Raw genomic sequence first — 26,519 nt, 5'->3', positions numbered from 1 at the left:
ATGAAGCCCTTAGTAGAATTAAAGAAAAATTGGATTAAGCGCGGGGCCCTCGTCCTATTATTTTTGTTTTTCGGCTTTACCCCTTACGGCGCCGACATTCTGCGCAATTTGGATTTCGCCGTGTCTACCGCCGCAAGCCCCGTCACCGACACCTTGGGCACGGGTCTGAACTACGTGGGAGAAGGGGCGAGAAGCCTGATTCACGTTACCTCCTTAAGCGCCGAAAATAAGCGCATGAAAAAAGAGCTGACCCAACTGAAAAGAGAAAATAAAAACCTGGAAGACATTGTCAATCGCTCCACCTTTTTGTCCAACGCCTACGCCATTCGAAACAACCGAAAGCTCGGCGCCGTGGATGCGCGGGTGACGGCGAAGTCTTCAGGGATGTATTTCCACCGCTTTACCATTAACAAAGGCTCCAAGGCGGGCATTCATGTGGGAGACACGGTCATCGCTCCCATGACCAAGGGCGACGACGCGTCGGCGGAAGGGGTTATCGGCTATGTCACCAAGGTGACGCCTTTTTCCGCTCAGGTGCGGAGCATCATCGACGAAGAAAACGCCATTAGTTTTAGAAGCATCCGCACCTCCGACGGCGGCGTGCTCCGCGGCGTAAACCGACGCTTGGAGGGCTATGCCTTTGATCTGTATGCGGACATCGTGGTGGGAGATACCCTCTTTACCACGGGCATCGGCGACGGCTACGAGCCGGATATGTACATCGGCACCGTCAGCGAAGTGAGCACCGACGAAGATAAAATGGTGAAAAACATTAAGGTGGACAGTGGCATTAATTTCCACAACATCTACCGGGTATTTGTATTGGCAGGTGGGAAATGAAACGAGTAAGCGACGCGCTTCTTTTTCTCACGCCATTTATTTACATGTCGCCTCTATTTCAAAGTTTGCCGTCGATTCTGCGGGGCTATTTGCCGGCAGCCGCTCTATTTATCCTTTTTCGCCTTAACAAAAAGTGGGCATTGGCCTTCGCTTTTGTATCCGCCCTTATCATGGACGGGGCAGTAGCGGCGGCCATCGGGCCCTATGTGCTACTCCACGGCATGTTTTTTGCCGCGGCCTACGGATGGGATCACCTCATTCCCCATCCGGCGCCTGTGGCTACCGGAGTGGTTGTCGCCGTGACGGCGGCTGTGGCGGAATTGGTCTTTTTCATTTTGCTGATGATTTTCGGCTGGGAGGTGAGCATGGTGGATTCCTACACCTTTTTCACCGTGCCCCTTTCCACGGGAATCTACGGCGCGGTCATGAGCCATTATTTTTTAAAGGAAGTTACAGATTACAGAGTGCTCGGAAGGGATAGCGATGCATAATTTTTGGGAAAAAGCGAAGGCATGGGATCGCTACAAGATCTTTACCACGGTCATGGCCGTTCTTTTTATCTTTCTTTTGCTGCAACTCTTTCATATTACCTTGATTCAAGGCCACAAATACCGCAAGCTCGCCGACGAGCGGCGGGTAAAAGACATTGCCATTACGGCGCAGCGGGGAAAGATTCGCGATCGAAACGGCGTCGTTTTGGCGGGAAACCGCCCCGTTTTTGCCGTGCAAATTCGAAAAGACGAGCTGGAGCGCTTCACGCGGGAAGAGAAAAACAATGCCTACCTACTTTTGAGTCGCTACTTGGAAGAAGACGGGGCAGGCTATATGAAGGCCAATCCCATTCTTTTAAACAGCTTGGTCTATCGCGATTTAAACGACTACAAAAGCGGCGATGCGCCCAAGTCTTTGGTCCTGAATGCCTTGATGAACAAGGAAAAGCTCGCCGCGTTTCTCGGCAGTCGCCTGAAAAAGCCCTACCGCAGCCATTACGGCTATTCCGTATTAAACCAATTGCTTCGCCAACGGGTGTTTCAAGAGGGGGGCATGGTTCGCGTAGGCACTCGGGTGGCGTATTCGGATCCGCAAAAGGCCGCCCGCTTTAAGGAACGCTACGGATTCGCCCAAACCACCGGTGCCGACGAGGATTTAATTGCTTTTTTGCTTGACCACCCCATGTATGTGGAAGAGGTATTGGCTCATCCCATCGGCCGTAAACTGGCCTATGATATTGTGAAAAACGACGTGCCTTCCGTGGGCCTGAGAAGCTACGGCAACGAATACTACGACGGCTACATTCAGGCGAAAGTGCGGCTCATGGACATCTCCCCCGAGGTCAGCTGGTCCTCGACTGCGGCGGAAGATTTAATCGCCGTTTTAAAGGAGCGCAATCCGGAAAAATTCCTCCTCTCCGATGAGAAGGTATTAAAAAACAGTGTGGATTTTGCTGTGAAAAAAGGCGCGGATCTGGAACTAAAGAAACAAAACGACAAGACCGTGGTGGTGGATAAAAAGGGCAATTTGGCCAACGCACAATTGGTGAAACTCATCACGGCAAAGAAATACAGAAAAGAGTTTGCCGCCGTCGACGGCATGGCCGAGGCGGTGCAAAGCTACTTAATTGACGAAGGCATGGCCACGGGGATTTCCGTCAGCGGAGAAAAGCCAAACTACACCCAATTGAATAATGCCATCGACCTGGCAAAGGGGGCGGGCTTAAAGGGCGCCGCTTCGTCAAAAGAAATTTTCGAAGCCCGCAGGGACCGCTTCGATATCGACAAGCACCTGAGCCCCTACGAAGTCTTCGGCATTTTAAATGTCTACGACGCCATCGGCAGTCAGGGCAGTTACGCCTACATGCCCATTAACTACGCCTACGAAATTCAAGACGAAACCGTGGCGAAAATCGAAGAGAAACTCTCCAATCGTTCGGGGATTCATATTTCCGTGGAGCCCATTCGCTATTATCCCGAGGGGAATTTAGGCGCCCATGTGCTGGGCTATATCGGAAACATTGCCCAAGACAAGGAAATCGACAAGTACATTAAAAAGCGAGGCTACAACCGCAACGACCTTATCGGAAAGACCGGCATGGAACAGGTCTTCGAAGATCGGCTCAAGGGCACCGACGGCAGAAAAACCGTCTCCGTGGATTCCTCGGGCAACACCACCGGCGTGATTCGGGAAGTGAAGCCAGAGCCGGGAGGCGACGTGCGTCTGAGCATCGACATCGAGTTGCAAAAGAAAGCGGAGGAAAGTTTGGCCACGGTGCTTCAACAAATTCGCACCGCCACGCCCTACGTCTCGCCTTGGGGCACCTATTCCTACCTGACCAGCCGCGAAAAGGGCACGGCCTTTAAAAATGCCGCATCCGGCGCCGTGGTCGTGGCCGATGTGCACACAGGCGAGGTGTTGGCCCTGGCCAATTATCCTTCCTACGACCCCAATCTCTTCGCCAAAGGGATCAATCCCTCGGCTTGGGAAAGCTTAAAGCCCAAGGAAGAGGACAATCAACTGGCGCCGCGCCCCCTTTATAATATCGCCATGCAATCGGCGATTCAGCCGGGGAGTATTTTTAAAATGGTTACGGCTTCCGTGGCCCTTGAAAAAGGCTTGGATCCCGACATGGAAATTCCCGACGGCGGTTATGTGGACATCGGCGGCAGAACCTTCGGTTGCTGGTTGTGGAATCAGAGCCGCGAGGTACACGGCAATGAAACCTTGGCCTATGCTTTAAGGGATTCCTGTAACTATTACTTTTACTCATTGGGTCTCGGGAAAGACCAACGGCGCAATGTGGACTTAGGCATTCAAGTGAAGCCCCATGAAATCGCCGCCATGGCCAAGCGCTACGGTTTAGGGGATCGTACGGGGCTGGAAATTGCCATACCGCGAGAAAGCAAAGGCACCATTCCCGATCCCGAGTCGAAGAAAAAAACATTAAAAGCCCTCCTGCGTCGCCATCTAAACGAAAACCGCTCCGTCTATATGGCGGACATTCGTTCCGACAAGGAAAGAGACAAGGCAGTCAATGCCGTGGTGAATTGTTTAGACGACAAGACGCCCATGACCCGCGACGAGGTCTACACCTTTTTAAAGGATTTACATGTGGACGGTGAGAAGAAGGGCAAGGGCCAGCGAGTGCCTTTAGCCGATCTCTTAAAATACACCTACATCGATCAATCCAAATGGACCATGGCGGATACCATGAATGTGGTTATCGGGCAAGGCTCCAATGCCTATACGCCGGTGGAAATGGAGCGCTACGCCATGGCCCTGGCCAATGGCGGCAATCTTTATCCCCTGACTTTATTGACGGGGAAAGATCACAAAAAAGAGGCAGTGAAACAAGTGGGTCTAAAGCCCGAGTATTATAAAGACCTTCGCGAAGGCATGAAGCTTGTGGCCCTGTCAGGTCTCAATGCCAACTTGTTTGAAAAGTTTCCCGTGGAAGTGGCCATGAAGACCGGGAGTGCCCAACGGGCCGGCGTGAACCCCTACACCAAGGAAAGCTACGACGCTTTCGCTTGGCAAGTGGGCTACGCCCCGGCGGATAATCCCGAGATCGCCGTGACCGTGGTCTTGTTCCAAGGGGGCAACGGGGCCAACTGCGGACCCATTATGCAACAGGTTTTGGCTCAGTATTTCGGCTTCTACAAAGAAATCAAAGATGAAACCCTCCCGACGGAAACGGGATTGGAAACGGAGTAAGCATGATTACTGTCATTATTTCAACGGTGGGCGGATGCGGCACCAGCACCATGGCCCGAGATTTCGCCAAAGAGGCGAAGGGCCTTTTAATTGAGGCTTCCAACCGCACCCGCGTGCAGGATATGTTTTTAGAAGAAGCAACCGATGCCATCGAAGACTATATGGACTTTCTTCAGGGAAAGCCCCTGCACGACGTGGCGATCGAAGGAGAGGGCTACGATTTCATTCAGGGAAACATCTTTCACGATTTGGAAGAAATCGACGACGAGGCTTTTTTCAAGGCAGTTAAAGGCTTAGGCGACGACGATGTCTTTGTGGATCTGTCCCGCTACAGAGAAAAAGACCTCGTGAATTGGGCCAAGGCCGCCGATGTCATCTATTGCGTCGTGACCAATGAACCGGGCTCGGTTCGCAACCTGGACCGCATTCGCTTTGTCCTTCGGCAAAACAAATGCCCCGCCAAGGTGGTCGTGGTGTTGAATCGCCTAAAGCCCGGAGACAGAGAAGCACTGGAAGGCATCGAAAACCTGCATCTCGACGACGCCCTGTTTTTTAACGAAGTACAAGCACCGTCTTTTTCCCTTCAAGGCAAAGCAGCCGGAGGAGGAGAAAAGAAGTCTTTTTGGTCTTTTCTAAAAGGGCGCTAGAGACGGTGATTAGAAAGAGGTTTCCATGATAGACGCGCAACGACTGGAAAAATGTTTAAAAAAAGTGGAGAAGCCCGCCCGCTACATTGGCGGCGAATTAAATAGTGTGGTAAAAGACGAGGCGGCGCTCAGCTTTTGTTTCTGCTTTCCCGACGTGTACGAAGTGGGCATGAGCCATTTGGGCATGCAGATTTTGTATTTTGCCATGAACGAAACGGACTACGCCTGCGAGCGCGCCTTTGCGCCCTGGCCGGACATGGCGGAAGCTATGAAAAACGAAGGGATTCCCCTCTATAGTTTGGAGACGAAAAGGCCCCTGTCGGAATTCGACGTGGTGGGCTTTACCCTGCAATACGAAATGAGCTACACCAACATTCTCTATATGTTGGACATGGGAAATATTACCTTGCTCGCAGAAGCGCGAAGAGAAGACGAGCCCTTCGTCATGGCCGGCGGACCCTGCGCCACAACGCCGGAGCCCTTGGCGGATTTCATGGACTGCTTTTTAATCGGCGAAGGGGAGCATTTAAACATACAGGTCATGGACAAGATCAAAGAGGGCCGCGCCGCAGGTCGTTCCAGAAAAGAAATTCTTCGTTCCCTGGCCGCCATGGAAGGGGTCTACGTTCCCTCTCTCTACGAAGTCGCCTACAACGAGGACGGCACAATAAAAAGCCACACGCCCATGGTGGACGAAGCGAAGCCCGTCATTAAGCGGGTGCGACTCCACGACATGAACGCCACCTTCCAATTGGATCGGCAAATCGTGCCTTTTTTGGAGACAGTCCACGACCGTGCCGTCATCGAATTGTTCCGAGGCTGCACCCAGGGCTGTCGCTTTTGCCAGGCGGGGATGATGTATCGCCCCATTCGCGAGCGAAGCGTCGATACCTTAACGGACATGGCCGAATCCATCTTAAAAAACACAGGCTACGACGAGATCTCCCTCACCTCCCTCTCTTCCTGCGATTACACCCGCCTCATGCCTCTGGTGCAGGATTTGAGCCGCACTTACGAGGAGAAAAACGTGGGGATCAGCCTGCCCTCTCTGCGCTTGGACAGCTTCATCGTCGATGTGCTCAAGGAGATCGAGAAAGTGCGAAAAAGCGGGCTTACCTTTGCTCCGGAGGCGGGAAGCCAGCGCATGCGGGATGTGATTAACAAAAACGTCACGGAAGAGGATTTGATGCGGGTGGTGAATTCCGTCTTTAAAGAAGGCTGGAGCCGAATCAAACTCTACTTTATGATCGGCCTGCCGGGCGAGACCATGGAGGACGTCTTAGGCATCGCCCACTTGGCCTATAAGGTGAAAGACGCCTTTTTCAATCGGCCCAAAGAAGAAATTCAGGGCAATTTCCGCGTTACCGCTTCCGCTTCCTGTTTCGTGCCCAAGGGCTTTACGCCTTTTCAGTGGGAAAGACAGGACACCATCGACGAATTTTTCGAAAAGATCCACGCCGTGAAAGGGGCGGTGCGGGATCCGAAGGTGAAATTCCAATACCACGAGCCCTACCTTTCCCGCATGGAAGGGATTTTGGCCCGCGGCGACCGGCGAATCGGCAAACTCATCTTGCGCGCCTACGAAAACGGTCAGATCTTCGACGGCTGGAGCGAATTTTTCCGCTACGACGTGTGGGTCAAGTCCATGGGGGAAGTGGGCATCGACGGCGACTTTTACGCCAATCGCCTGCGGGAGAAAGACGAAATCCTTCCCTGGGACTTTATCGACATTGGCGTGAAGAAGGCCTATTTGTGGCGAGAGTACGAAAAATCCAAGGCGGCGATGACCACGCCGGATTGCCGCAAAAAATGCAACGGTTGCGGCATCGAAAATTGCGAAATGTGGGGTGAATTTCATGCAACTGCGCATGGCATTTAAAAAGACGGGCATGATAAAATTCATTTCCCATTTAGATACGATCCGCCTTTTTAATCGGGCCATTCAACGAGCCGGCGTGCCCATTCTCTGGTCCGAAGGCTTTAATCCCCATCAAAAGCTTTCCATCGCCCAGCCCTTGAGCGTAGGCATGGAAAGCGAATTCGAAGTAATGGACATGGAAGTGGAAGACGGCGCCGATCCCGAAGAGATTAAAGCGGCGCTAAATTCTGCCTTGCCCGTGGGCATGGAGATCATCGAAGCCACAGCGGATTTCGATCCCAAGTCGGTGTTTGAACGCATCGCTAAGACAGAGTACCGCTTTTTCTTTCCCGCGGCCCACTACGGCAGCGTCGACGAACTGAAAAAAATGGCCGATGAAGCCATGGAAAAAGACGAGATCCTCGTTCGTCGTCGAAAGAAAAAAGGCAAGAAGCGCATCGTCGTGGAAGAAGACATTAAAGACGGCATCTTTTCCCTGGCATGGAAAGAAGAAGCGGATGGCGCCGCCCTTTACGCCGTCTTGCGGGCAGGGGGCAACGGAAATTTGCGGCCCGACCGCTTTTTAATGGGCTTATTCGAAACGCGGGGCGTGGACATTGACTACATTCAAATTCGTCGAATCAAAAGTTGGGACGGTGACGATCATGAAGTACGGCTCTAGTAGCTATTTGTTTGCCGACGGGGAAGAGCCGAAAATCATGGGCCTGATTTCCGACGGCGACATACGGGAGATTCATCTCCTGTCCAATTCCTCTCAAGTGGGAAATATTTACAGAGGCTACGTGAAAAACGTCTTGCCGGCCATGGACTGCGCCTTTGTGGATTTCGGAGGCGACGACACCGGGTATTTGCCCATGAAAAACGTCTATCCCAAAGCTTATCGGGACAAAATAAAAGGGGGCGACTCCATTATTGTGGAAGTAAAGAAATCGCCTCTGGATCAAAAGCGGGCCGTGCTTTCCATGGATTACAGCCTTCGGGGCGAAAACATCGTCCTCTTGCCGAAGTCTTCGGGGATTCGCATCTCGAAGCGCATCGACGATGTGGAGATAAGAAAGCGCCTCACGGGTTGGGCCAATGGCCTAAAGGCTTCGGCGGGGATGATTATTCGAACGGAAGCCGCCGCCTGTCAGCCGGGCCACATGGCCGCAGAGTACGAACACCTGCGTGAATTAATGGAAAAAATCGAGGCCTCCGTGAATTTTCTTCCGAAGAGCCAACTCTTGTTAACTCAGGACCGAGGCATGGATGTGCTCAATCGCTACAGAGACCTTCCCATGGTGGTCAACGACAAGAAGCTCATTGCCCGCTTGCCCAAATACTTAAACTGCGTCGTGGATCCGTCCTTCAGCATTCGCTCCACGGCCAAATGGCGCAGCCAGTGGAACGCTATTTTTCAAAAGACCCTGCCCCTCCCATCCGGCGGCAATGTGGTCATGGATGCCACGGAAGGCGCCTATGTGGCGGATGTGAACATGGCGGCGGTGAAAAAGAAAGGCTCTTTCGACGCCATGCGCATGGAAGTGAACAGAGAAGCGGCAAAGGAAATCGCCAAGCAGATTCATCTCAGAAATTTAAGCGGCATGATCGTCGTGGATTTCGTTCACGGCATGAGCGAGGCGCAAATGGCAGACCTTACGGCTTTCATGAAAGAGGCCCTGTCGGAAGGACCCATGATTACCACAGTCTACGGCTTCAGCGCCATGGGCCTTTTCGAAATCGCACGGGAGCGAAAAGAGTTGCCCTTTGAGCAACAGCTTCAGGCGGCGGAAAAAAGACACAGAGAAGCCGTAAAAAATAAATTAAAACAAGAGAAAGAATTGTAATTCGAGGCCGGATGTGGTAATATACTGTGATGTAACCGCACCCTATAGGTTAAAAGCATAGCACCTATCGGGGCGAGTCTTGTAAAGAGGAGGTGCTACAATGTACGCAGTTATTGAAACCGGCGGAAAGCAATACACCGTTCACGAAGGCGACTTAGTGAAAGTTGAAAAGCTCGATGCCAACGAAGGAGATGCCGTCATTTTTGACAAGGTGCTTCTCGTCGCTAAAGACGGCAGTGTGAATGTAGGCAAGCCCTACGTCGCCGATGCCAAAGTCGAAGCAAAAGTTTTAAAACAAGCCAAAGACAAAAAGGTTATTGTTTATAAATTCAAAGCGAAGAAAAACGAACGCATTAAGCGTGGCCATCGTCAACCGTATACACTGGTAGAAATCGGATCCTTGGCGTAATGACAACGGTCACTTTATTTGTCCGCCGCGGAAAAATCCTCGGATTTTCGGCGAACAATCATGCGGGCGAGGGAGACGAGGTAGGCGAAATCGTCTGTCACGGCGTCAGCGCCCTCACCTTGACCTGTGTTTTGTCCATGGAAGATTTGCTTTCTATCGACGAAGACACCATGGCCTTCGAACAGTCGGAAGCTTATGTGAGCATTCGCCTGCCGGAGGATATCGTGTCCCATGAAACGGAGCTTTTGTTTCGTTCCATGGTCGTAGGCTTAAAGGCCATTGAAAGTGCATACGAAAATTACATTAAAATAGAGACTCAGGAGGTTTAGATGATTCTGTTTACACTTGAACTCTTCTCTTCGAAGAAGGGAATGGGTAGTTCTAAAAACGGTCGCGACTCCGAATCGAAACGTCTCGGCGTAAAGAGAGGCGACGGTCAACACGTATTAGCCGGCAACATTCTCGTACGTCAAAGAGGCACGAAGATTCATCCCGGGTTAAACGTAGGAATCGGCAGCGACGATACATTGTTTGCCACCGCCGACGGACGCGTTTCCTTTGAACGTCGTGGTAAAAAGAAAAAAGTAGTTAACGTTCTTCCCGTAGAAGAATTAGCATAAGAAAAACCGCAGAGAAATCTGCGGTTTATTTTTTCTTATACATAGTTTAGAGATGGGAGATCTTTTCATAAATCGGACTGTGATATAATACCAATCATACTGGGGGTGTGAGATGTTTGTCGATTTGTGTACCATTACGGTAAAAGCCGGCAACGGCGGTGACGGCGCTGTGGCTTGGCGAAGAGAGAAATACGTTCCCGCCGGAGGGCCGGCAGGCGGCGATGGCGGGCGCGGCGGAAGTGTCGTACTCGTCGCCGACGAAAACATGCGGACGCTTATGGATTTTCGCTACAAGCGGGTTTATAAAGCGGAAAACGGAGAAAACGGCCGCAGCAAAAAACAATTCGGCGCCGATGCCGAAGACATACTGTTGAAAGTTCCCGTAGGCACCTTGGTGCGGGATGAGAAGACGAATAAAATCATCGTCGATATGAAAGAAGCGGGCCAACGCTTCGTCATCGCCCAAGGGGGCGGCGGCGGCAAGGGCAACGCACGCTATACAACCAGCACCCGCCAGGCACCGACCTTTGCGCAAATGGGCTTTAAGGGCCAAGAGCGCACCATTGTCTTGGAGCTGAAGCTTCTCGCCGATGTGGGGCTCGTGGGTTTTCCCAATGTAGGTAAATCCACCTTGCTCTCCGTCATTTCCAGTGCGAAGCCGAAAATCGCCAATTACGAATTTACCACCCTTTCGCCGAATTTAGGCGTGGTCTATTTGGGCCCGGGGAAGAGCTTCGTCTGTGCGGACATTCCAGGCCTCATCGAAGGGGCCTCCGATGGCGTGGGCTTGGGCCACGACTTTTTGCGACACGTGGAGCGTAGCGGCGTATTGATCCACGTTCTGGACGGAAGCGGCGCCTATTATCGGGATCCCCTGGAGGATTTCGAGGCCATTAATCGGGAGCTTGAAGACTACAACATTGCATTAAAGGACAAGGCGCAAATCGTCTTTATTAATAAAATGGACCTGCCCGAGGCGCAGGAAAGGGAAGCGGCACTGCGCAGCGAACTGGAAGAACGGGGCTACACGGTCTTTTCCGGATCCGCCGCCACCACCAAAGATATTCAGCCCATGCTCTACAAAGTCTATGAGGTGCTTCAAAACACGGACATCGAATACGACAGCTTGGACGAGGACTATTATGTGGAAGAAGAAGAGAGAGAACCGGGCATTTCGGTGAGAAAAGAAGGCGGCCGCTACATTGTCGACGGCCCGTACATCGAGCGCCTTTTGGGCTCCACCTTCTTCGATGATAGGGATTCCCTGCGTTATTTCCAAGAAAACCTCAGGAAAAACGGCGTCATCGACAAGCTTCGGGAGCTGGGCATAGAAGAAGGCCAATCCGTTTTTATTGCGGATTATGAATTTGAATTTTTCGAGTAGGGAGTTTATGATTACAGGAAAACAACGGGCGCAACTGAAGCGTCTTTCACACGGCATGAAGCCGTTGATGCAAATCGGAAAAAACGGCATAACGCCGGGGGTGATCGAGCAAATCGATCATTTGCTTGAAGACCACGAATTGGTGAAGATCGCCCTTCTGCAAAACACGGCGGTGGAATTAAATGAGGCGGCGGCCACCCTCACCGAAGCATTGAATGCGGAGTTCGTCCAAGGCATCGGCAGCAAGCTCACCCTCTACCGCCCCGCCAAAGAAGACCCCGTCATTGTTCTGGAGTAAGTATGAAAATCGGGATCATGGGCGGCTCCTTTAATCCCATTCACATGGGCCACTTAATGATGAGCGAGTACATGCGTGCCCACTTGGGCTTAAACAAGGTCTTGTTTATTCCTACGGGCAACGCCCCCCACAAACGGGATTACTCCGTCACCGCCAAGGAGCGCCTCAAGATGGTGGACATTGCCGTAGCGGGAAATTACTATTTCGAAACGTCGGATCTGGAAGTAACGAAAACCACCACCACCTATTCCGTGGACACCTTGACGGCGCTGAAGAAAATCTATCCGGAAGCGGAATTTTACTTCTTCTTAGGCTCCGACATTTTACAGGACTTAAAGACCTGGAAGCGCTTCGACGCCCTGGCGAAGTTGACACAATTTGCCGTGGCCGTGCGTCCCGGGGACGGGGCGATTACGAAAGAAGCCATTCGCGAGGAAATTCGCCACCTCAAAACCACCTACGATGCAGATGTTGTGTTAATCGATACGCCCCTATTGGAAATATCTTCCACGGGCTTAAGAAATCGCATACGCCAAGGCAAGTCGGTGAAGTATTTCATTCCCGACGACGTCATGGCCTATATCAGGAAGAAGAGGTTTTACATCTATTGAAAGGGCCAGCATTTGATCAAATCGTCGAAGCCATAGGCGAAAAACGATACAAACATATTTTGCGCGTCACGGAAATGGCGGAGATGCTCGCAAAAATTCACGGCGTCGATGTAGAAAAAGCGAAGACGGCGGCTTTGTTTCACGATATTTGTAAATTCAAGGACAAGGACCGCTTGTGGCAAGAGGCCCGGCGCCTTCAGGTGAAGGACCTGGACAGTTTTAAGGCCTTTCCACAAGTGCTCCACGCTTATGTGGCGGCGGAGGCGGCGCGAGTCGACTACGGCATCGACGATGAGGAAATCCTTCGGGCCATTCGCTACCACACCACGGGGACGGAAAACATGTCGCCGGTGGAAGAGGTGGTATTTTTAGCCGACTACCTGGAGCCCATGCGAAACTTCGACGGCGTGGAAGATTTGCGGAAAAAAGCCGAAGCCGACTTGACTGAGGCCATGGCCGCTTCGGTGCAGGGCAATTTGCTCTTTCTGATTGAGCGCGGCACCACCATTCATTTAGATACCGTCCGCTGTTACAATGATTACATGGAGAAATTAAGATGAAAAGCTTCTTTCGAGGATTTTTCCTCACGCTGTTAATCGTCTTTGTCGCCGTCGCAGCCCTGAATTTTTACACGAATATGGGCGATGATTCCGAGGCGAAGACCTGGATCAGCGATTTAAAAAACAGCAATGAAAAATTTCAGGTCCTCTTAATTGGCGTGGACAGTTTAGATTCTAAAAAAGCACAAAATACCCGTAGCGACGTCATGATGGTTCTGGATGTGGACGGAGAAAATAAGACGGCATCCTTGATTTCCCTGCCGCGGGATTCCCGTGTGAAAATCAAGGATCACGGCAAGACGAAATTAAATCACGCCTATGCCTTCGGCAAGGCCGATTTGGCCCTGGAAACCGTAAATAAAAACTTCGACTTAAATATTCCTTATTACATCGTCGTGGACTACGCCTTCGTGAAAGACGTGGTAAACATCGTCGACGGCATCGACGTCTATGTGCCCATGGACATGGACTACGAAGATCCCTCGGCGGATCCGCCTTTGTCTATTCATCTGAAAAAAGGCCATCAACACCTGAACGGGGATCAGGCCATGCAGTTTTTGCGCTTCAGGAAGGGCTACAAAAATGCCGACCTAGACCGCGTGAAGGCGCAACAGGCATTTATGTCCGCCTTTGTACAAAAAGTGAAAAGCTCCAAAGGGGTGCTTCATGCGCCCTCTCTCTTGGTGAGCTACATGGATAACACCACGAGCAATATGCCCCTGTCGAAAGTATCCCGCATGGGCCTGACCATGGTCTCCATCGGCGAGGAAAATCTCCAAACGGCGACGGTTCCGGGCACGGCGGACATGATCGGCGGCCTGAGCTATTACATCGTGGACTTCGATGGGACAGACCAATTATTCTACAAAATGAACGTAAAGCAAAAATAATAGGGTACAAATAAAAAGAGGAGGTTATTATGAGCAAAGACACGATTCAAGCCATGTTAGACATTATCGAAAAAAGCGCCGATGCCAGAGGAGGTGCGGATATTCAAACCTTGGATATTCGCGACATGACGGCCATTGCCGATTACTTTGTCATCATCAGTGGCGGCTCGACACCTCAATTAAATGCCATCGCCGAAGAAGTGGAAGATAAAATGGCCGAGGCGGGCTATCACACCTACCATCACGAAGGCAACGGCCAATCCCGCTGGATCATTTTGGATTACGGCGACGTCATCGTGCATATTTTCCATAGGGATATGCGTGAGTTCTACAATTTGGAACGGCTGTGGAGCAAAGACAAGGAAGAAAGCGAGGCAGACCAATGAAAATGATTCAAACGGATAAAACCGTGGCGGCCATTGGTCCCTATTCCCAAGCGGTGGAAGACGGCGGCGTCGTGTACTTATCCGGTCAAATTCCCGTGGATCCGAAAACCGGGGAAGTCAAGACCGACATCAAAGAAGCCACGCGCCAATGCCTTACGAATGTAAAGAATCTCCTGGAAGCCGCCGGCTCCGACTTAAACCACGTCATGAAGGTGAATCTCTTTATTTTGGACATGGATCAATTTTCGGCGATCAACGAAGTCTATGGGGAATTTTTTACGGAACACAAGCCGGCCCGCAGCTGCGTCGCCGTCACCGCCCTTCCGAAAAATGTGGTCATCGAAGCGGAAGCCATTGCGCGCGTAAAATAGCATCTTCGGAGGTTGTATGAAGCTTACCGATCGGGAAAAGATTCTGGCCTTCGCATCCCTGTGCCTCTTGGTTCTCACCGTGTCCTACTACCATTATCGTTTGAAGGCGGCGGGGGCCGAGGAACCTTCCTTCGTAATCGAAAACGGGGACGTGGCGAAGAGCGATTTTAAAGAGACACAACCTGCGGAAGAGGAAGGCATCGGCTCCGCCATCTACGTGGACATCGGCGGCGCCGTAAAAAATCCCGGGCTCTACGAGCTGGAAAAAGGCGCCCGCGTCAAAGACGGCATTACGGCGGCAGGGGGCATCGTAGGCAATGCCGACACCTCGCAAATTAATTTAGCGAAAAAGCTTAACGACGAGGAAAAACTTTATATTCCCAAAGTCGGCGAACAGGCGCCGGCCGCCTCCGCCGGCGGGCCGTCACCTGCTCAAACCGGGCCGGTGAGCATACAAAACGGGTCGAAAGATGACCTGATGCGCTTGCCCGGCGTCGGTGAAAAGACCGCCGATAAAATTATCGAATACCGCACGGCCCATCCCTTTACCACCTTGGAGGATTTAAAGGAAGTGCCGGGCATCGGCGATAAAACCTTCGAAAGCTTAAAAAATAATATCCAACTTTAAAACTGACCGACGGGGTCAGTTTTTTACTAGCCAAGAGGAGCGTGTCATGAGTCAATTGGCCATAAGAGAAAAATTAAAGACCTTGCCCGACGATCCCGGCGTCTACTTAATGAAAAACAAACTGGATCAAATTATTTACGTGGGCAAGGCGAAAAATTTAAAAAAACGGGTGCGGCAGTACTTCGGCTCCTACGGAAAAAAAGACAAGAAAGTGCGGAGCATGGTCTCCCACATCGAAGACTTCGAATACATCATCGTCTCCAGCGAATTGGAGTCTTTGATTCTGGAATCCAATTTAATTAAAGAGTATTTGCCGAAATACAACATCTTACTTCGAGACGACAAGCAGTACCCCTATATAAAAATCACCAATGAGCCCTTTCCCCGGCTTATGAAGACGCGGCGCATCGTAAAAGACGGCGGTCGATACTACGGCCCCTTCCCCGACGTCTTGGCGGTAAATTCCGCCATCGACATTCTCCACGAGCGCTTCCCTTTGAGAAACTGCAAACTGGATTTATCGAAGCCCAATCCCGTGGTGAGGCCCTGCTTAAACTACCACATCCACCGCTGCGCCGGCCCCTGCATCGGCGCCATATCCGCCGAAGAGTATGCCGGCTACATTCAAGGCATCGAAGATTTTCTCGACGGCAAGAAAGTGCCTTTTCTCGACGAATTGGAAGAGGAGATGCAAGCGGCGAGCAAGGCCCTGGAATTTGAAAGGGCAGCGGCCATTCGGGATAAGCTTCAAGCCCTTTATACTTTAACGGAAAAGCAGCGCATTACGGCGGCGGGCAAAGACGACGAATTTGACGTCATCGGCCTCGCGGCTCAGGGGCGGGATGCGTGCATCCAAATCTTCTTCTTCCGCCGGGGAAAAAACATGGGCAGGGAGCATTTCTTTATGGAAAATCCCTACGGCGACAGCCCGGGTCAACTGTTAAAAGCCTTTATCGCCCAGTTTTACCACGGCACTGCCTACATTCCGGGGAAACTTTACGTCCACGACTACTTCGATGAGCGGGAACTCGTCGAGGCCATGCTTACGGAGAAAAAGGGCGCCAATGTGCACATTGCCGTGCCGAAAATCGGCGAGAAGAAGCAGATCATGACCATGGTGCGAAAAAACGCCATCGACATGCTGGACAAGCACGCCGATCAAATGCGTACGAAACAAAAAACCGTGGAAAACACGCTGGAAACATTGCAGGACGCCTTGGCCATGGGGGAATCCATCCGTCGCATCGAAGCCTACGACATCTCCAACATCTCCGGCGTGGAATCCGTGGGCTCCATGGTGGTCTTCGAAGACGGTCTGCCGAAGAAAACCGACTACCGCCGCTTCCGCATCAAAGACGTGGAGGGACCCGACGACTACGCATCCTTAAGAGAAGTGCTTAGCCGCCGCTTTAAACGAGGCCTGAGAGAGCAAGCGGGCCTCGGCGAAAGCAAAGGCTTCGCCAAATTCCCCGATCTTATCTTAATGGACGGGGGAAAAGGACAGGTAACCCAGGCATTAACGGTTTTGGAAGAATTAAATCTAAACATCCCCGTAGCCGGCCTGGTGAAAGACGACTTCCACAAAACCCGAGGCATTTATTATAATAAGAAAGAAATTCGCGTGGCGAAAAATTCGCCTGTCTACCGCCTTATCTATCAAATTCAGGAAGAGGCTCACCGCTTCGCCATCACCTATCACAGGAGCCTTCGGTCCAAGTCGAGCTTTCAGTCGGAACTTGACGGCATCCCCGGCATCGGGCCCAAGCGGAAACAAGCCCTGATGCAGGCCTTTCAGTCCCTGTCGAAAATCAAAAGTGCCGATGTAGAGACACTGGCATCGGTGGACGGCATGACAAAAGCCGCGGCACAATCATTGGTCGATCACTTTCACGGAGGTAAAGATGAACAATAAAAAAAGAAGTATCAGCGTACAACAACTGATCGCAGACAACGATTACGAAGTCATCCAACAGGCGGACAACACCCGCGCCGTTCGCCTCTACTCGTCGGAATGCAATCGACCGGGCCTTCAACTTTGTGGCTTTTACACAAAATTTGTCGCCGACCGCATCCAAGTCATCGGCGGCGCCGAGTGGTGCTATTTAAAAGGGCTGGATCCGAAAGTGCGGGACTTGCGGCTGAAGACCTTTTTTGAACACTTGATTACGGTGCTGATCATTACGAAAAATCAAGAGATCTTCCCGGAAATGCGCACGTACGCCAAAGAAAACAACTGCACCATCCTGCGCACCCCCGATTCCACAAGCGTCGCCCTGTACAAACTCATTACGTACATGCAACGGGCATTGGCCCCCTCCATCAGAAAACACGGCATCCTACTCGACATCTACGGCGTCGGGGTCTTAATCACCGGGGAAAGCGGCATCGGTAAATCGGAGACGGCCTTGGATCTTATCGTCAGCGGCCACAAACTCATCGCCGACGATTCCGTCCTGATCCGCATGTTGGACAATCGCCTTATCGGCACCTCGCCGAGCATCACCCGCCACTTTATGGAAATTCGCGGCATCGGCATCATCGACGTGGAGCGCCTCTTCGGCATCGGCTGCATTATGGAAGAAAAAGAAGTGGAACTGGTCATCGAGTTAACACAATGGGACGACTTTGCCGACTACAACCGCTTGGGCATGGAAGACGATAAAATCGACATCCTCGGAAAGTCTGTGCCCAAGATCGAAATTCCCATGCGCACCGGCAGGAACACCTCCATGATTATTGAAATCGCCACCAGAAACTTTAAACAGAAATTAATGGGCTACAACGCGGCGGAGGCATTGAACCAACGGGTGCTGGAATCCATCGAAAGAAATAAACTCAACCATTAAAGATTGTGCGCCATAACGACAAAAAAATCCGTGGCAGTAGCATGTTCGTTTTTTAACAGATTGAAATATTGAATACTTCGGTCAACGACTTGAAATTCAATTAATGACTGATATAATTGAGTCATAGGATAATGTTGTTATATTAGGAGGTTGAAATGGCAAAGACGATGAAAACAATGGACGGGAACACAGCCGCCGCGCACGTGGCTTATGCGTTCTCTGACTTAGCGTGCATCTACCCGATCACGCCCTCATCCCCGATGGCAGAACATATTGATGCCTGGGCCAGTAATCACAGAAAGAATATTTTCGGCAACGAAGTATCTGTAAAGGAAATGCAATCCGAAGCCGGCGCCGCAGGTGCCGTACACGGTGCACTTCAAGCAGGTGCTTTGACCACGACCTACACCGCATCTCAAGGTCTCCTCTTGATGCTCCCGAACATGTACAAGATCGCAGGGGAATTACTTCCCGGCGTATTCCACGTTGCAGCTCGTGCATTAGCTAGCCACGCACTGAGCATTTTCGGTGACCACCAAGACGTTATGGCCGCTCGTGCATCCGGTTTTGCATTACTCGCTTCCGGTTCCGTACAAGAGGCCATGGACTTAGCCGGTGTTGCTCACTTAGCCGCCATTAAAGGCCGCGTTCCCTTCGTTCACTTCTTCGACGGTTTCCGTACTTCCCACGAAATCCAAAAGATCGAAGTCCTCGAATACGACGACTTGGCAAAACTCGTCGACATGGACGCAGTGAATGCATTTAGAGCACGCGCTTTGGCTCCCCAAGATCCCGAAGTTCGCGGTACTGCACAAAACCCGGACATTTACTTCCAAGAAGTAGAAGCTGCCAACCACTTCTACACCGACATCATCGGTATCACCGAAGATTACATGAAGCAAATCTCCGAATTAACCGGCAGAAACTACGAACTGTTTAACTACTATGGCGACGAAAATGCAGAAGACGTCATCGTAGCTATGGGTTCTGTAACCGAAACCATTGAAGAAGTTGTAGACTACTTAAACGCTAAGGGCGAAAAAGTCGGTTTACTGAAAGTTCACCTCTATCGTCCCTTCTCCAAGAAACACTTCCTCGACGCCATGCCGAAGAGTGTCAAGAGAGTGGCTGTCTTAGACCGCACCAAGGAAAAAGGCGCAACTGCTGAACCCTTAATGCTCGACGTCAAAGACATGTACTATGACCGCGACGATCGTCCCGTTATTATCGGCGGCCGCTACGGCTTAGGCAGCAAGGACACCACCCCGTCTCAAATTCTCGCAGTCTTCAAGAACCTGCGTGCAAGCGAACCGAAAAACGGATTCACCATCGGTATTGTCGATGATGTTACCAACCTGTCCCTTTCCATCGATGAAGAAATTCTCACCGAACCGGAAGGAACCATCGGTTGTAAATTCTGGGGCTTCGGTTCCGACGGTACCGTCGGTGCAAACAAGAGCGCCATTAAGATCATCGGCGACGGCACCGACATGTATGCACAAGGTTACTTCGACTATGACTCGAAGAAATCCGGCGGCGTTACCATGTCTCACTTGCGTTTCGGTCACAACAAGATTACTTCTACCTACTTGTTAACTTCCGCAAACTTCATCTCCTGCTCCAAGCAATCCTACGTACACCAATACGACTTGCTTCGCGGCATCAAAAAAGGCGGTACCTTCTTATTGAACACCACCTGGGATGAAGCTGAATTAGAAGAAAATCTTCCCGCAAGCTTGAAGCGTTCCATCGCTGCAAACGACGTAGACTTCTACATCATCAACGCAACGAAGATCGCAGGCGAAGTCGGCTTAGGTAACCGTACCAACATGGTTATGCAAGCAGCATTCTTCAAACTTTCCGAAGTTCTTCCCGAAGAAGTTGCAGCAGAAAAATTAAAAGAAGCCATCGTTAAAGACTACGGTCACAAGGGCGAAGACATCGTCAACATGAACTACGCTGCAGTTGACGCAGGTATGAACGCTGCTCACAAGGTTGACTACCCGAAGGCATGGGCAAACTTAAGCGAAACCGAATCCCACGAAATCGAAGGCGCACCGGCATTCATTAACGACATCCTCGTTCCCATGACTCGCCAAGAAGGTAATGACCTTCCCGTCAGCGCATTCGTCGGCATGGAAGACGGTACCTTCATGTCCGGTACTTCCAGATACGAAAAACGTGGTATCGCAGTTAACATTCCCGAATGGAAAATTGAAAACTGTATCCAATGTAACCAATGTTCCTTCGTTTGCCCCCACGCTGTTATTCGTCCATTCTTGTTAGACGAAGAAGAAGCAGCGAAGAAACCGGCATCCTTCGAAACGAAGAAACCCAACGGTAAAGGCTTGGAAGGCTTTGAATACCGCATTCAAGTTTCTCCCCTCGACTGTACCGGTTGCGGTAACTGTGCACAAGTTTGCCCCGCAAAGGAAAAAGCACTTGTCATGGTACCTTTCGAAAACGAATTCGAAAAACAAGCTGACAACTGGAAGTTTGCAGAAACCGTATCTTCCAAGCAAGATCAAATTCCTGCAGACAATGTTAAGAACTCGCAATTCCACATGCCTCACCTGGAATTCTCCGGCGCTTGTGCAGGCTGTGGTGAAACCCCCTACATCAAATTAGTTACGCAACTCTTCGGTGATCACATGATGATTGCAAACGCAACGGGTTGTAGCTCGATCTGGGGCGGTTCCGCACCGAGTATGCCTTACTGCACCAACGACAAGGGCCAAGGTCCCTCTTGGGCTAACTCCTTGTTCGAAGATAACGCAGAATACGGCTACGGCATGAAGGTTGCAGTTGATCAACAAAGAGCAACCATTAAGAAACACATGGAAGAATTCAAGGAATTAGGTGCTGACGAAGAAATCGCCAAAGCATTCGACGCTTGGTTGGAAGACTCCGACAGCTACGAAGTTACCAAGGCTGCTACGGCCAAGATTCTTCCCTTGCTCGACAAGAAGACCGGCAATGCTGAAGCTGACAAGCTCTTGGCTTCCATCAACAGCATGAAACGCGTCTTAATCAAACCGTCGCAATGGATCTTCGGCGGTGACGGTTGGGCATACGACATCGGCTACGGCGGATTAGACCACGTATTGGCCAGCGGCGAAAACATCAACGTCATGGTTGTCGATACCGAAGTTTACTCCAACACCGGTGGTCAATCGTCCAAGGCTACCCCGACGGCTGCAGTTGCAAAATTCGCATCCAACGGTAAGGAAGTTCGCAAGAAAGACTTAGGTCTCATGATGACCAGCTACGGCTACGTTTACGTCGCACAAATCGCCATCGGCGCCGACAAGAACCAAGCCCTCAAGGCCATTAAAGAAGCTGAAGCTTACAACGGACCTTCCTTAGTAATCGCTTACGCTCCCTGTATCAACCACGGCATTCGCCAAGGTATGGGCGTTTCCATCGCTGAAGAAAAGAAAGCAGTGGATACCGGTTACTGGCACCTGTACAGATACAACCCGACCCTCAAAGATGAAGGCAAGAACCCCTTCAGCTTAGACTCCAAGGCTCCGACGAAACCCTACAGAGAATTCCTCGAAGGCGAAGTTCGTTACACGTCCTTGAAGAAGCTGTTCCCCGAACGTGCAGAAGCACTTTACGAAGCAGCAGAAAGAAACGCCAAAGAACGCTTCGAAAACTACGAACGTTTAAACGGCTAATTTCTTAAAACAAACAAAGGACCAGGTCATTGACTTGGTCCTTTTTTGATGGGCGAAATCGCGTTTCCGCTATGTTTCGCCATGGGCGTTTCAATGGAGACGCTTATCCGGAAAATGTTTGCCGTTTTAATTGAGAAAGATATTATTTTATCGTATACTAATGGAAAGGGAGGGATTAGATGAATTTTTACGAATTTTCCGCCAAAGACATTCACGGACACACCGTCGATTTCAGCGACTACGAGGGCAAAGTGGTGCTTGTGGTAAACACGGCCAGTCTTTGTGGATGCACCCATCAGTATGAAGGGCTTCAGCGCATTTACGAGCGCTACAATGACGACGGCTTTGTCGTCTTGGGCTTTCCCTGCAATCAATTCGGGGGCCAGGAGCCGGAAGATGAGGCGGCAATCGAGGAATTTGTACAATCTCAATTCGGCGTCACCTTTCCCATGTTTTCAAAGGTCAAGGTCATAGGAGAGGAGGCCCATCCGCTGTTTGTCGCCTTAAACGAAGGCGACGATCCCATTCATTGGAATTTTGAGAAATTTCTCATCGATCGCGACGGCCACTTGCGTAGCCATTTCCCATCGGATCGGGAACCGCGAGACATGATCCACGATATCGACGAGCTATTGTAAATCCTGCTCCGAAAAGATTTACATCCTCTTTACATTGAAATCATATCGGTTTAATAGGTGGCCGATACAATGCATTTAGTTGATGAAGATTTTTATAGGAGGAATCAAAGGATGAAATTTAAAAATGTAAAACTGGCCATCGGGGCCTCCCTCTTGGCACTGAGTCTTGTCGCATGCGCAGGCTCCGGCAACAATGGTAAGGGCGGCAACGATCAGGCGACAAATAATTCTAAAAACACCGCCAACGCGTCCAAGGGCGCGGAAAGCGGCGACTTGGATAAGCTGGGTCAAATCGCCGTCATCACCCGGGAAGACGGCTCCGGTACCCGCGGCGCCTTTACTGAAATTACCGGTCTTTTGGAAAAGAACGGCGAACAAGAAGTGGACAACACCACGGCATCGGCGACGGTACAAAACTCCACCAACGGCGTTATGACCACCGTAGCAGGCAACCCCTCGGCCATCGGCTACATTTCCCTTGGCTCTTTAAACGACACGGTCAAGGCCCTCACTTTGGAAGGCGTGGAAGCGACGCCGGCCAATATTTTAAGCGGCGACTACAAATTGGCTCGTCCTTTCCTCTTGGTCACCAAAGGCGAACCGAAGGAAGGCTCCTTAGAAGCCGACTTTATCAAGTTTGCTCTGTCGAAAGACGGCCAAGCCATTGCCGAAGAAGCAGGCTATGTAAAGAACGAACAAGCGGGCGATTACACCCCCGGCAATGTCAGCGGCGAAATCACCGTGGCAGGCTCCACCTCCGTCACCCCCTTAATGGAAAAATTAGTTGAAGCCTACAAGAAAGTGAACAGCGGCGCCAATATTCAAATTCAATCCAACGGTTCGTCTGCAGGGATCACCGCAGCCGCCGAAGGAACGGCACAAATCGGCATGAGCTCCCGCGAACTCAAAGATGAAGAAAAAGGCAAAGTTCAAGGAACGGTCTTGGCACAAGACGGCATCGCCGTCATCGTCAACAAAGACAATCCGGCGAAAGACATTACCTTGGAACAAATCAAAAGCATCTTTAAAGGCGACATGACCGCATGGGGCGATCTGGCAAAATAAACAAATCAAAGCAGGTGTCTTCGGACGCCTGTTTTTTGTTTACATGGATTTTACATAAGCCATATCTTTTCCTAAGAATACCTTGATAAAGTAGCCGTGAAAAGGAGGAGGAGAATGCATTCAAAAGGTTTTGAAAAGACGTGGGAGTATATATTTCTGCTTTGCTCCCTCATCTCGGTTTTCTCGATTATTGTTATTTGTTACTTTATTTTTAAAAACGGCCTGCCCTTTATTTTACAGACGGGGATTGCGAAGTTTTTAATGGGAACGGATTGGAAGCCCACGGCCTCGCCGCCGTCTTTCGGAATTCTGCCCATGATCGTAGGCTCTGTTTACGTCACCATCGGATCGATTATCGTCGGCGTGCCCATCGGGGTCTTAACTGCCGTGTTCATGGCATTTTATTGCCCGAGTCGGCTTTACAAAATTTTGAAGCCCGCTGTGAACCTCATGGCAGGGATCCCTTCGATTATCTACGGTTTCTTCGGCCTCATGGTCTTCGTGCCCATGGTGCGCGGTTGGTGGGGCGGCACGGGGATGACGGTCTTTACGGCGTCGGTGCTTTTGGGGATCATGATTCTTCCCACGATCATCGGCCTCTCTGAGTCGTCTCTGCGTTCCGTGCCCACATCCTACTATCAAGGCTCCATCGCCCTCGGGGCGACCCACGAACGCAGCTTGATGCGGGTGGTGGTGCCGGCGGCGAAGTCGGGGATTTTGGCGGCGATCATTCTCGGCATCGGCCGCTCCATCGGCGAAACCATGGCGGTCATTATGATTGCAGGCAATCAGCCCATCGTGCCCGAGAGCATAAAAATGGGCACCCGGACCATGACGGCCAACATCGTCTTGGAAATGGCCTACGCGAGCGGCGCCCACCGAGAAGCCTTAATCGCAACCGGCGTGGTGCTCTTCATATTTATCTTGCTGATTAATCTTGTCTTTAATGTTGTAAAAAGGAGGATGGACTGATGAAAACGCGCTCGGCCATTGTTCGCGGCCTTATCCTCGCGGCGGCCTTTACGACCTTCGCCGTCTTAATGATTCTCGTCGGCTATATCGTATTCAAAGGGGCACCCCATTTAAACGGAGCCATGTTTGAAAAAACCTACACCACGGAGAACGTGTCCATGTTTCCCGCCATTATTACCACCCTCATCGTCGTGGCACTCTCTCTTTTAATTGCCACGCCGCTCGGCGTCTTCACCGGCTTTTATTTGGTGGAATATGCAAAAAAAGGCAGCCGCATCGTGGAAGTGATTCGCCTCACCACGGAAACCCTCTCCGGAATTCCCTCCATTCTCTACGGACTCTTCGGTATGTTGTTTTTCTCCATCGCTTTGAAGCTGGGTTATTCCATTCTTTCCGGGGTCTTTACTCTGTCCATTATGATCCTGCCCTTAATCATCCGCTCCACGGAAGAAGCCTTAATGGCCGTCAACGACAGTTTACGTAGCGGCTCCCTCGCCTTAGGGGCGGGAAAACTTCGCACCATTATTCGCGTCGTCCTTCCCGTGGCCGTGCCGGGGATTTTGTCCGGCGTCATTTTGGCCATCGGCCGCTGCGTCGGCGAGACGGCGGCCCTCATGTTTACCTTAGGGACGACCACCGACATGCCCAAAAGCCTTTTATCCTCGGGCCGCACCTTGTCCCTTCACATGTACGTCCTTTCCACGGAAGGGCTGTTTGTGGATCAGGCATTTGCCACGGGCTTTATTCTAATCGTATTAACCCTATTAATTAACGCGTTCAGTTCCTTTATCGGATCGAAATTAGCAGGAGGCAATTAAATGAGTGAGACAAAACTATTCGTCAGCGACGTGGATTTGTGGTATGGCGACTTTCAAGCGTTAAAAAAGATCAATTTGGATATAAAGAGTAATGAAATCACGGCGTTTATCGGCCCGTCGGGTTGCGGGAAATCCACCATGTTAAAGAGCCTTAACCGCATGAACGATTTGGTGGAAGATTGCCGCATCGAAGGCCATATGCTCTTAGACGGGGAAGATATTTACGCGCCCGGCTACGATGTGAACCTTCTGAGGAAGCGGGTGGGCATGGTATTTCAAAGCCCCAACCCCTTTCCCATGAGCATTTACGACAACATCGCCTATGGTCCCAGGACCCACGGCATAAAAAATAAAAACGATTTGAACGAAATTGTGGAGCGATCCTTAAAGGGCGCCGCCATTTGGGATGAAGTGAAAGACAAGCTCCACCAACGGGCCACGGAGGTATCCGGTGGACAGCAACAGCGGATTTGCATCGCCCGAGCCTTGGCCGTGGAACCGGAAGTGCTTTTAATGGATGAGCCCACCTCGGCGCTGGACCCGATTTCCACATTAAAAATTGAGGAACTGGTACAGGATTTGAAAAAGGATTATACTATTGTTATGGTCACGCACAATATGCAACAGGCGGCGCGGGTATCGGACAAGACGGCATTTTTCCTTACGGGAGAAGTCATTGAAATGGATACGACGGAAAGAATGTTTTCTAATCCGCAAGATACGCGCACGGAAGATTACATTACCGGTCGTTTCGGTTAATAGGGGGATGGCATGAGAAAACAATACGATTTGGAATTAAACGAATTAAATACCCAGTTGATAAAAATGGCTGCTGCGGTGGAACAAGCCGTGGCCGATGCCATGAAGGCATTAAAAGAGCGAGACAAAAAGCTTGCCGATGCCGTATCCGAAAACGACCGTGACGTGGATCGCATGGAGCGGCAGATCGAGGATATGTGCCTCATGCTACTTTTGAAGCAACAGCCTGTGGCCGGGGATTTACGCTTTATCTCCGCGGCTTTAAAGATTATTACGGACTTGGAACGCATCGGCGATCACGCTCAGGACATCTGCGAAATTTCTCTTACCATGGACGATAAGCCCCTTTCCGTAACCACGGATTTAATCACTCGTATGTTTGAAGAATCCACGGCCATGATTAAAATGGCGGTAGACGCCTTCATCACAAAAGACGAAGACTTGGCCACCCAGTGCATCAATCACGACGACGTGGTAGACGATCTCTTTGTGCAAGTGCGGAAAAAACTCATCGGCAATTTGCAAAGTGGAAAAGAAGATCCCGAGGAATTGGTGGACCTTTTGCAAATCGCTAAGTACCTGGAGCGGGTCGGGGATCACGCGCAAAACATCGGCGAGTGGGTCATATTCTCCCTGACCGGTCACCACAAAGATTACCTAGGCGTAGAAACTTTCGGGGTGTAA

27 protein-coding genes and 1 other annotated feature are annotated in these 26,519 nt (G+C 50.9%); all 27 genes read left to right on the top strand.

Annotated elements, in window-relative coordinates; translation table 11 throughout:
• The 27 genes from mreC to phoU all read left to right on the top strand — a co-directional run bounded on the left by mreC (position 1) and on the right by phoU (position 26,519).
• Positions 1-840 (top strand): rod shape-determining protein MreC, encoded by an 840-nt coding sequence (gene mreC, locus KO087_RS05195; RefSeq protein WP_215508244.1) that lies wholly within the window; start codon positions 1-3, stop codon positions 838-840.
• Positions 837-1,331, top strand: coding sequence for a hypothetical protein (locus KO087_RS05190; RefSeq protein ID WP_215508243.1), 495 nt, complete (start codon positions 837-839; stop codon positions 1,329-1,331). The genes mreC and KO087_RS05190 overlap by 4 nt, the downstream gene beginning before the upstream one ends.
• Positions 1,324-4,548, top strand: coding sequence for a penicillin-binding transpeptidase domain-containing protein (locus tag KO087_RS05185; RefSeq protein WP_215508242.1), 3,225 nt, complete (start codon positions 1,324-1,326; stop codon positions 4,546-4,548). The genes KO087_RS05190 and KO087_RS05185 overlap by 8 nt, the downstream gene beginning before the upstream one ends.
• A gap of 2 nt (positions 4,549-4,550) precedes the next feature.
• Positions 4,551-5,195, top strand: coding sequence for a MinD/ParA family ATP-binding protein (locus tag KO087_RS05180; RefSeq protein ID WP_215508241.1), 645 nt, complete (start codon positions 4,551-4,553; stop codon positions 5,193-5,195).
• Positions 5,196-5,220: 25 nt separating this feature from the next.
• On the top strand, positions 5,221-7,074 hold the full coding sequence (locus KO087_RS05175; protein ID WP_215508240.1) for a TIGR03960 family B12-binding radical SAM protein: 1,854 nt from the start codon (positions 5,221-5,223) through the stop codon (positions 7,072-7,074).
• Positions 7,064-7,735 carry a TIGR03936 family radical SAM-associated protein gene (locus KO087_RS05170; protein WP_215508239.1) on the top strand — a complete coding sequence of 224 codons (672 nt, stop codon included), beginning with the start codon at positions 7,064-7,066 and terminating at the stop codon, positions 7,733-7,735. The genes KO087_RS05175 and KO087_RS05170 overlap by 11 nt, the downstream gene beginning before the upstream one ends.
• Positions 7,719-8,900 carry a ribonuclease E/G gene (locus tag KO087_RS05165; protein WP_251374925.1) on the top strand — a complete coding sequence of 394 codons (1,182 nt, stop codon included), beginning with the start codon at positions 7,719-7,721 and terminating at the stop codon, positions 8,898-8,900. The genes KO087_RS05170 and KO087_RS05165 overlap by 17 nt, the downstream gene beginning before the upstream one ends.
• 23 nt (positions 8,901-8,923) lie before the next feature.
• Positions 8,924-8,989 (top strand) — a sequence feature (ribosomal protein L21 leader region).
• 11 nt (positions 8,990-9,000) lie between these two features.
• Complete coding sequence (gene rplU, locus KO087_RS05160; RefSeq protein ID WP_215508237.1) at positions 9,001-9,309, top strand: 50S ribosomal protein L21; 309 nt, start codon at positions 9,001-9,003, stop codon at positions 9,307-9,309.
• On the top strand, positions 9,309-9,638 hold the full coding sequence (locus KO087_RS05155; RefSeq protein ID WP_215508236.1) for a ribosomal-processing cysteine protease Prp: 330 nt from the start codon (positions 9,309-9,311) through the stop codon (positions 9,636-9,638). The genes rplU and KO087_RS05155 overlap by 1 nt, the downstream gene beginning before the upstream one ends.
• A complete protein-coding gene (gene rpmA / locus KO087_RS05150; RefSeq protein WP_215508235.1) occupies positions 9,639-9,929 on the top strand; it encodes a 50S ribosomal protein L27 in 291 nt (96 codons plus the stop codon).
• A 112-nt stretch (positions 9,930-10,041) separates the two neighbouring features.
• A complete protein-coding gene (gene obgE / locus KO087_RS05145; protein WP_215508234.1) occupies positions 10,042-11,313 on the top strand; it encodes a GTPase ObgE in 1,272 nt (423 codons plus the stop codon).
• Between the two features lie 7 nt (positions 11,314-11,320).
• Entirely contained in the window at positions 11,321-11,611 is a 291-nt protein-coding gene (gene yhbY / locus KO087_RS05140) for a ribosome assembly RNA-binding protein YhbY (RefSeq protein WP_215508233.1), read from the top strand.
• A 2-nt stretch (positions 11,612-11,613) separates the two neighbouring features.
• Complete coding sequence (nadD, locus tag KO087_RS05135) at positions 11,614-12,222, top strand: nicotinate-nucleotide adenylyltransferase (protein ID WP_215508232.1); 609 nt, start codon at positions 11,614-11,616, stop codon at positions 12,220-12,222.
• Positions 12,219-12,782: a bis(5'-nucleosyl)-tetraphosphatase (symmetrical) YqeK gene (gene yqeK, locus KO087_RS05130; RefSeq protein ID WP_215508231.1), complete on the top strand. Its 564-nt coding sequence runs from the start codon at positions 12,219-12,221 to the stop codon at positions 12,780-12,782. Before nadD ends, yqeK begins: the two co-directional genes overlap by 4 nt.
• A complete protein-coding gene (locus KO087_RS05125) occupies positions 12,779-13,672 on the top strand; it encodes an LCP family protein (RefSeq protein WP_215508230.1) in 894 nt (297 codons plus the stop codon). Before yqeK ends, KO087_RS05125 begins: the two co-directional genes overlap by 4 nt.
• Before the next feature lie 29 nt (positions 13,673-13,701).
• Complete coding sequence (gene rsfS / locus KO087_RS05120) at positions 13,702-14,058, top strand: ribosome silencing factor (RefSeq protein ID WP_215508229.1); 357 nt, start codon at positions 13,702-13,704, stop codon at positions 14,056-14,058.
• 2 nt (positions 14,059-14,060) lie between these two features.
• A complete protein-coding gene (locus KO087_RS05115) occupies positions 14,061-14,429 on the top strand; it encodes a RidA family protein (RefSeq protein ID WP_421949890.1) in 369 nt (122 codons plus the stop codon).
• Between the two features lie 16 nt (positions 14,430-14,445).
• Positions 14,446-15,057 (top strand): ComEA family DNA-binding protein, encoded by a 612-nt coding sequence (locus KO087_RS05110; RefSeq protein WP_215508227.1) that lies wholly within the window; start codon positions 14,446-14,448, stop codon positions 15,055-15,057.
• A 46-nt stretch (positions 15,058-15,103) separates the two neighbouring features.
• A complete protein-coding gene (uvrC, locus tag KO087_RS05105; protein ID WP_215508226.1) occupies positions 15,104-16,969 on the top strand; it encodes an excinuclease ABC subunit UvrC in 1,866 nt (621 codons plus the stop codon).
• Positions 16,959-17,903 (top strand): HPr(Ser) kinase/phosphatase, encoded by a 945-nt coding sequence (gene hprK, locus KO087_RS05100; protein WP_215508225.1) that lies wholly within the window; start codon positions 16,959-16,961, stop codon positions 17,901-17,903. The genes uvrC and hprK overlap by 11 nt, the downstream gene beginning before the upstream one ends.
• Positions 17,904-18,058: 155 nt before the next feature.
• Positions 18,059-21,583: a pyruvate:ferredoxin (flavodoxin) oxidoreductase gene (gene nifJ, locus KO087_RS05095; RefSeq protein ID WP_215508224.1), complete on the top strand. Its 3,525-nt coding sequence runs from the start codon at positions 18,059-18,061 to the stop codon at positions 21,581-21,583.
• Positions 21,584-21,762: 179 nt separating this feature from the next.
• Positions 21,763-22,221 (top strand): glutathione peroxidase, encoded by a 459-nt coding sequence (locus tag KO087_RS05090; protein WP_215508223.1) that lies wholly within the window; start codon positions 21,763-21,765, stop codon positions 22,219-22,221.
• 111 nt (positions 22,222-22,332) lie between these two features.
• Positions 22,333-23,286, top strand: coding sequence for a substrate-binding domain-containing protein (locus KO087_RS05085; RefSeq protein ID WP_215508222.1), 954 nt, complete (start codon positions 22,333-22,335; stop codon positions 23,284-23,286).
• Between the two features lie 114 nt (positions 23,287-23,400).
• Positions 23,401-24,258, top strand: coding sequence for a phosphate ABC transporter permease subunit PstC (gene pstC, locus KO087_RS05080; protein WP_215508221.1), 858 nt, complete (start codon positions 23,401-23,403; stop codon positions 24,256-24,258).
• Positions 24,258-25,076 carry a phosphate ABC transporter permease PstA gene (pstA, locus tag KO087_RS05075; RefSeq protein WP_215508220.1) on the top strand — a complete coding sequence of 273 codons (819 nt, stop codon included), beginning with the start codon at positions 24,258-24,260 and terminating at the stop codon, positions 25,074-25,076. The genes pstC and pstA overlap by 1 nt, the downstream gene beginning before the upstream one ends.
• Entirely contained in the window at positions 25,077-25,835 is a 759-nt protein-coding gene (pstB, locus tag KO087_RS05070; protein ID WP_215508219.1) for a phosphate ABC transporter ATP-binding protein PstB, read from the top strand.
• A gap of 12 nt (positions 25,836-25,847) precedes the next feature.
• The gene (gene phoU, locus KO087_RS05065; protein WP_215508218.1) at positions 25,848-26,519 is read left to right on the top strand and encodes a phosphate signaling complex protein PhoU; all 672 of its coding nucleotides are present in this window, start codon (positions 25,848-25,850) and stop codon (positions 26,517-26,519) included.

Origin of the sequence: Peptoniphilus rachelemmaiella (assembly GCF_943169845.1) — a bacterium.
Taxonomy (GTDB): domain Bacteria; phylum Bacillota; class Clostridia; order Tissierellales; family Peptoniphilaceae; genus Aedoeadaptatus; species Aedoeadaptatus rachelemmaiella.
This window is presented reverse-complemented; position numbering and strand designations above follow the sequence as displayed.

What these genes read in the sequence shown, in the direction of transcription:
- KO087_RS05125 (WP_215508230.1), top strand. Translation starts at nt 12,779, where the DNA reads ATGAAAAGCTTCTTTCGAGGATTTTTCCTCACGCTGTTAATCGTCTTT.
- KO087_RS05090 (WP_215508223.1), top strand. Translation starts at nt 21,763, where the DNA reads ATGAATTTTTACGAATTTTCCGCCAAAGACATTCACGGACACACCGTC.
- mreC (WP_215508244.1), top strand. Translation starts at nt 1, where the DNA reads ATGAAGCCCTTAGTAGAATTAAAGAAAAATTGGATTAAGCGCGGGGCC.
- nifJ (WP_215508224.1), top strand. Translation starts at nt 18,059, where the DNA reads ATGGCAAAGACGATGAAAACAATGGACGGGAACACAGCCGCCGCGCAC.
- nadD (WP_215508232.1), top strand. Translation starts at nt 11,614, where the DNA reads ATGAAAATCGGGATCATGGGCGGCTCCTTTAATCCCATTCACATGGGC.
- KO087_RS05170 (WP_215508239.1), top strand. Translation starts at nt 7,064, where the DNA reads ATGGCATTTAAAAAGACGGGCATGATAAAATTCATTTCCCATTTAGAT.
- pstC (WP_215508221.1), top strand. Translation starts at nt 23,401, where the DNA reads ATGCATTCAAAAGGTTTTGAAAAGACGTGGGAGTATATATTTCTGCTT.
- rsfS (WP_215508229.1), top strand. Translation starts at nt 13,702, where the DNA reads ATGAGCAAAGACACGATTCAAGCCATGTTAGACATTATCGAAAAAAGC.
- uvrC (WP_215508226.1), top strand. Translation starts at nt 15,104, where the DNA reads ATGAGTCAATTGGCCATAAGAGAAAAATTAAAGACCTTGCCCGACGAT.
- hprK (WP_215508225.1), top strand. Translation starts at nt 16,959, where the DNA reads ATGAACAATAAAAAAAGAAGTATCAGCGTACAACAACTGATCGCAGAC.
- KO087_RS05115 (WP_421949890.1), top strand. Translation starts at nt 14,061, where the DNA reads ATGATTCAAACGGATAAAACCGTGGCGGCCATTGGTCCCTATTCCCAA.
- obgE (WP_215508234.1), top strand. Translation starts at nt 10,042, where the DNA reads ATGTTTGTCGATTTGTGTACCATTACGGTAAAAGCCGGCAACGGCGGT.
- phoU (WP_215508218.1), top strand. Translation starts at nt 25,848, where the DNA reads ATGAGAAAACAATACGATTTGGAATTAAACGAATTAAATACCCAGTTG.
- yhbY (WP_215508233.1), top strand. Translation starts at nt 11,321, where the DNA reads ATGATTACAGGAAAACAACGGGCGCAACTGAAGCGTCTTTCACACGGC.
- KO087_RS05165 (WP_251374925.1), top strand. Translation starts at nt 7,719, where the DNA reads ATGAAGTACGGCTCTAGTAGCTATTTGTTTGCCGACGGGGAAGAGCCG.
- pstB (WP_215508219.1), top strand. Translation starts at nt 25,077, where the DNA reads ATGAGTGAGACAAAACTATTCGTCAGCGACGTGGATTTGTGGTATGGC.
- rpmA (WP_215508235.1), top strand. Translation starts at nt 9,639, where the DNA reads ATGATTCTGTTTACACTTGAACTCTTCTCTTCGAAGAAGGGAATGGGT.
- rplU (WP_215508237.1), top strand. Translation starts at nt 9,001, where the DNA reads ATGTACGCAGTTATTGAAACCGGCGGAAAGCAATACACCGTTCACGAA.
- KO087_RS05110 (WP_215508227.1), top strand. Translation starts at nt 14,446, where the DNA reads ATGAAGCTTACCGATCGGGAAAAGATTCTGGCCTTCGCATCCCTGTGC.
- KO087_RS05155 (WP_215508236.1), top strand. Translation starts at nt 9,309, where the DNA reads ATGACAACGGTCACTTTATTTGTCCGCCGCGGAAAAATCCTCGGATTT.
- KO087_RS05180 (WP_215508241.1), top strand. Translation starts at nt 4,551, where the DNA reads ATGATTACTGTCATTATTTCAACGGTGGGCGGATGCGGCACCAGCACC.
- KO087_RS05085 (WP_215508222.1), top strand. Translation starts at nt 22,333, where the DNA reads ATGAAATTTAAAAATGTAAAACTGGCCATCGGGGCCTCCCTCTTGGCA.
- pstA (WP_215508220.1), top strand. Translation starts at nt 24,258, where the DNA reads ATGAAAACGCGCTCGGCCATTGTTCGCGGCCTTATCCTCGCGGCGGCC.
- KO087_RS05185 (WP_215508242.1), top strand. Translation starts at nt 1,324, where the DNA reads ATGCATAATTTTTGGGAAAAAGCGAAGGCATGGGATCGCTACAAGATC.
- KO087_RS05175 (WP_215508240.1), top strand. Translation starts at nt 5,221, where the DNA reads ATGATAGACGCGCAACGACTGGAAAAATGTTTAAAAAAAGTGGAGAAG.
- KO087_RS05190 (WP_215508243.1), top strand. Translation starts at nt 837, where the DNA reads ATGAAACGAGTAAGCGACGCGCTTCTTTTTCTCACGCCATTTATTTAC.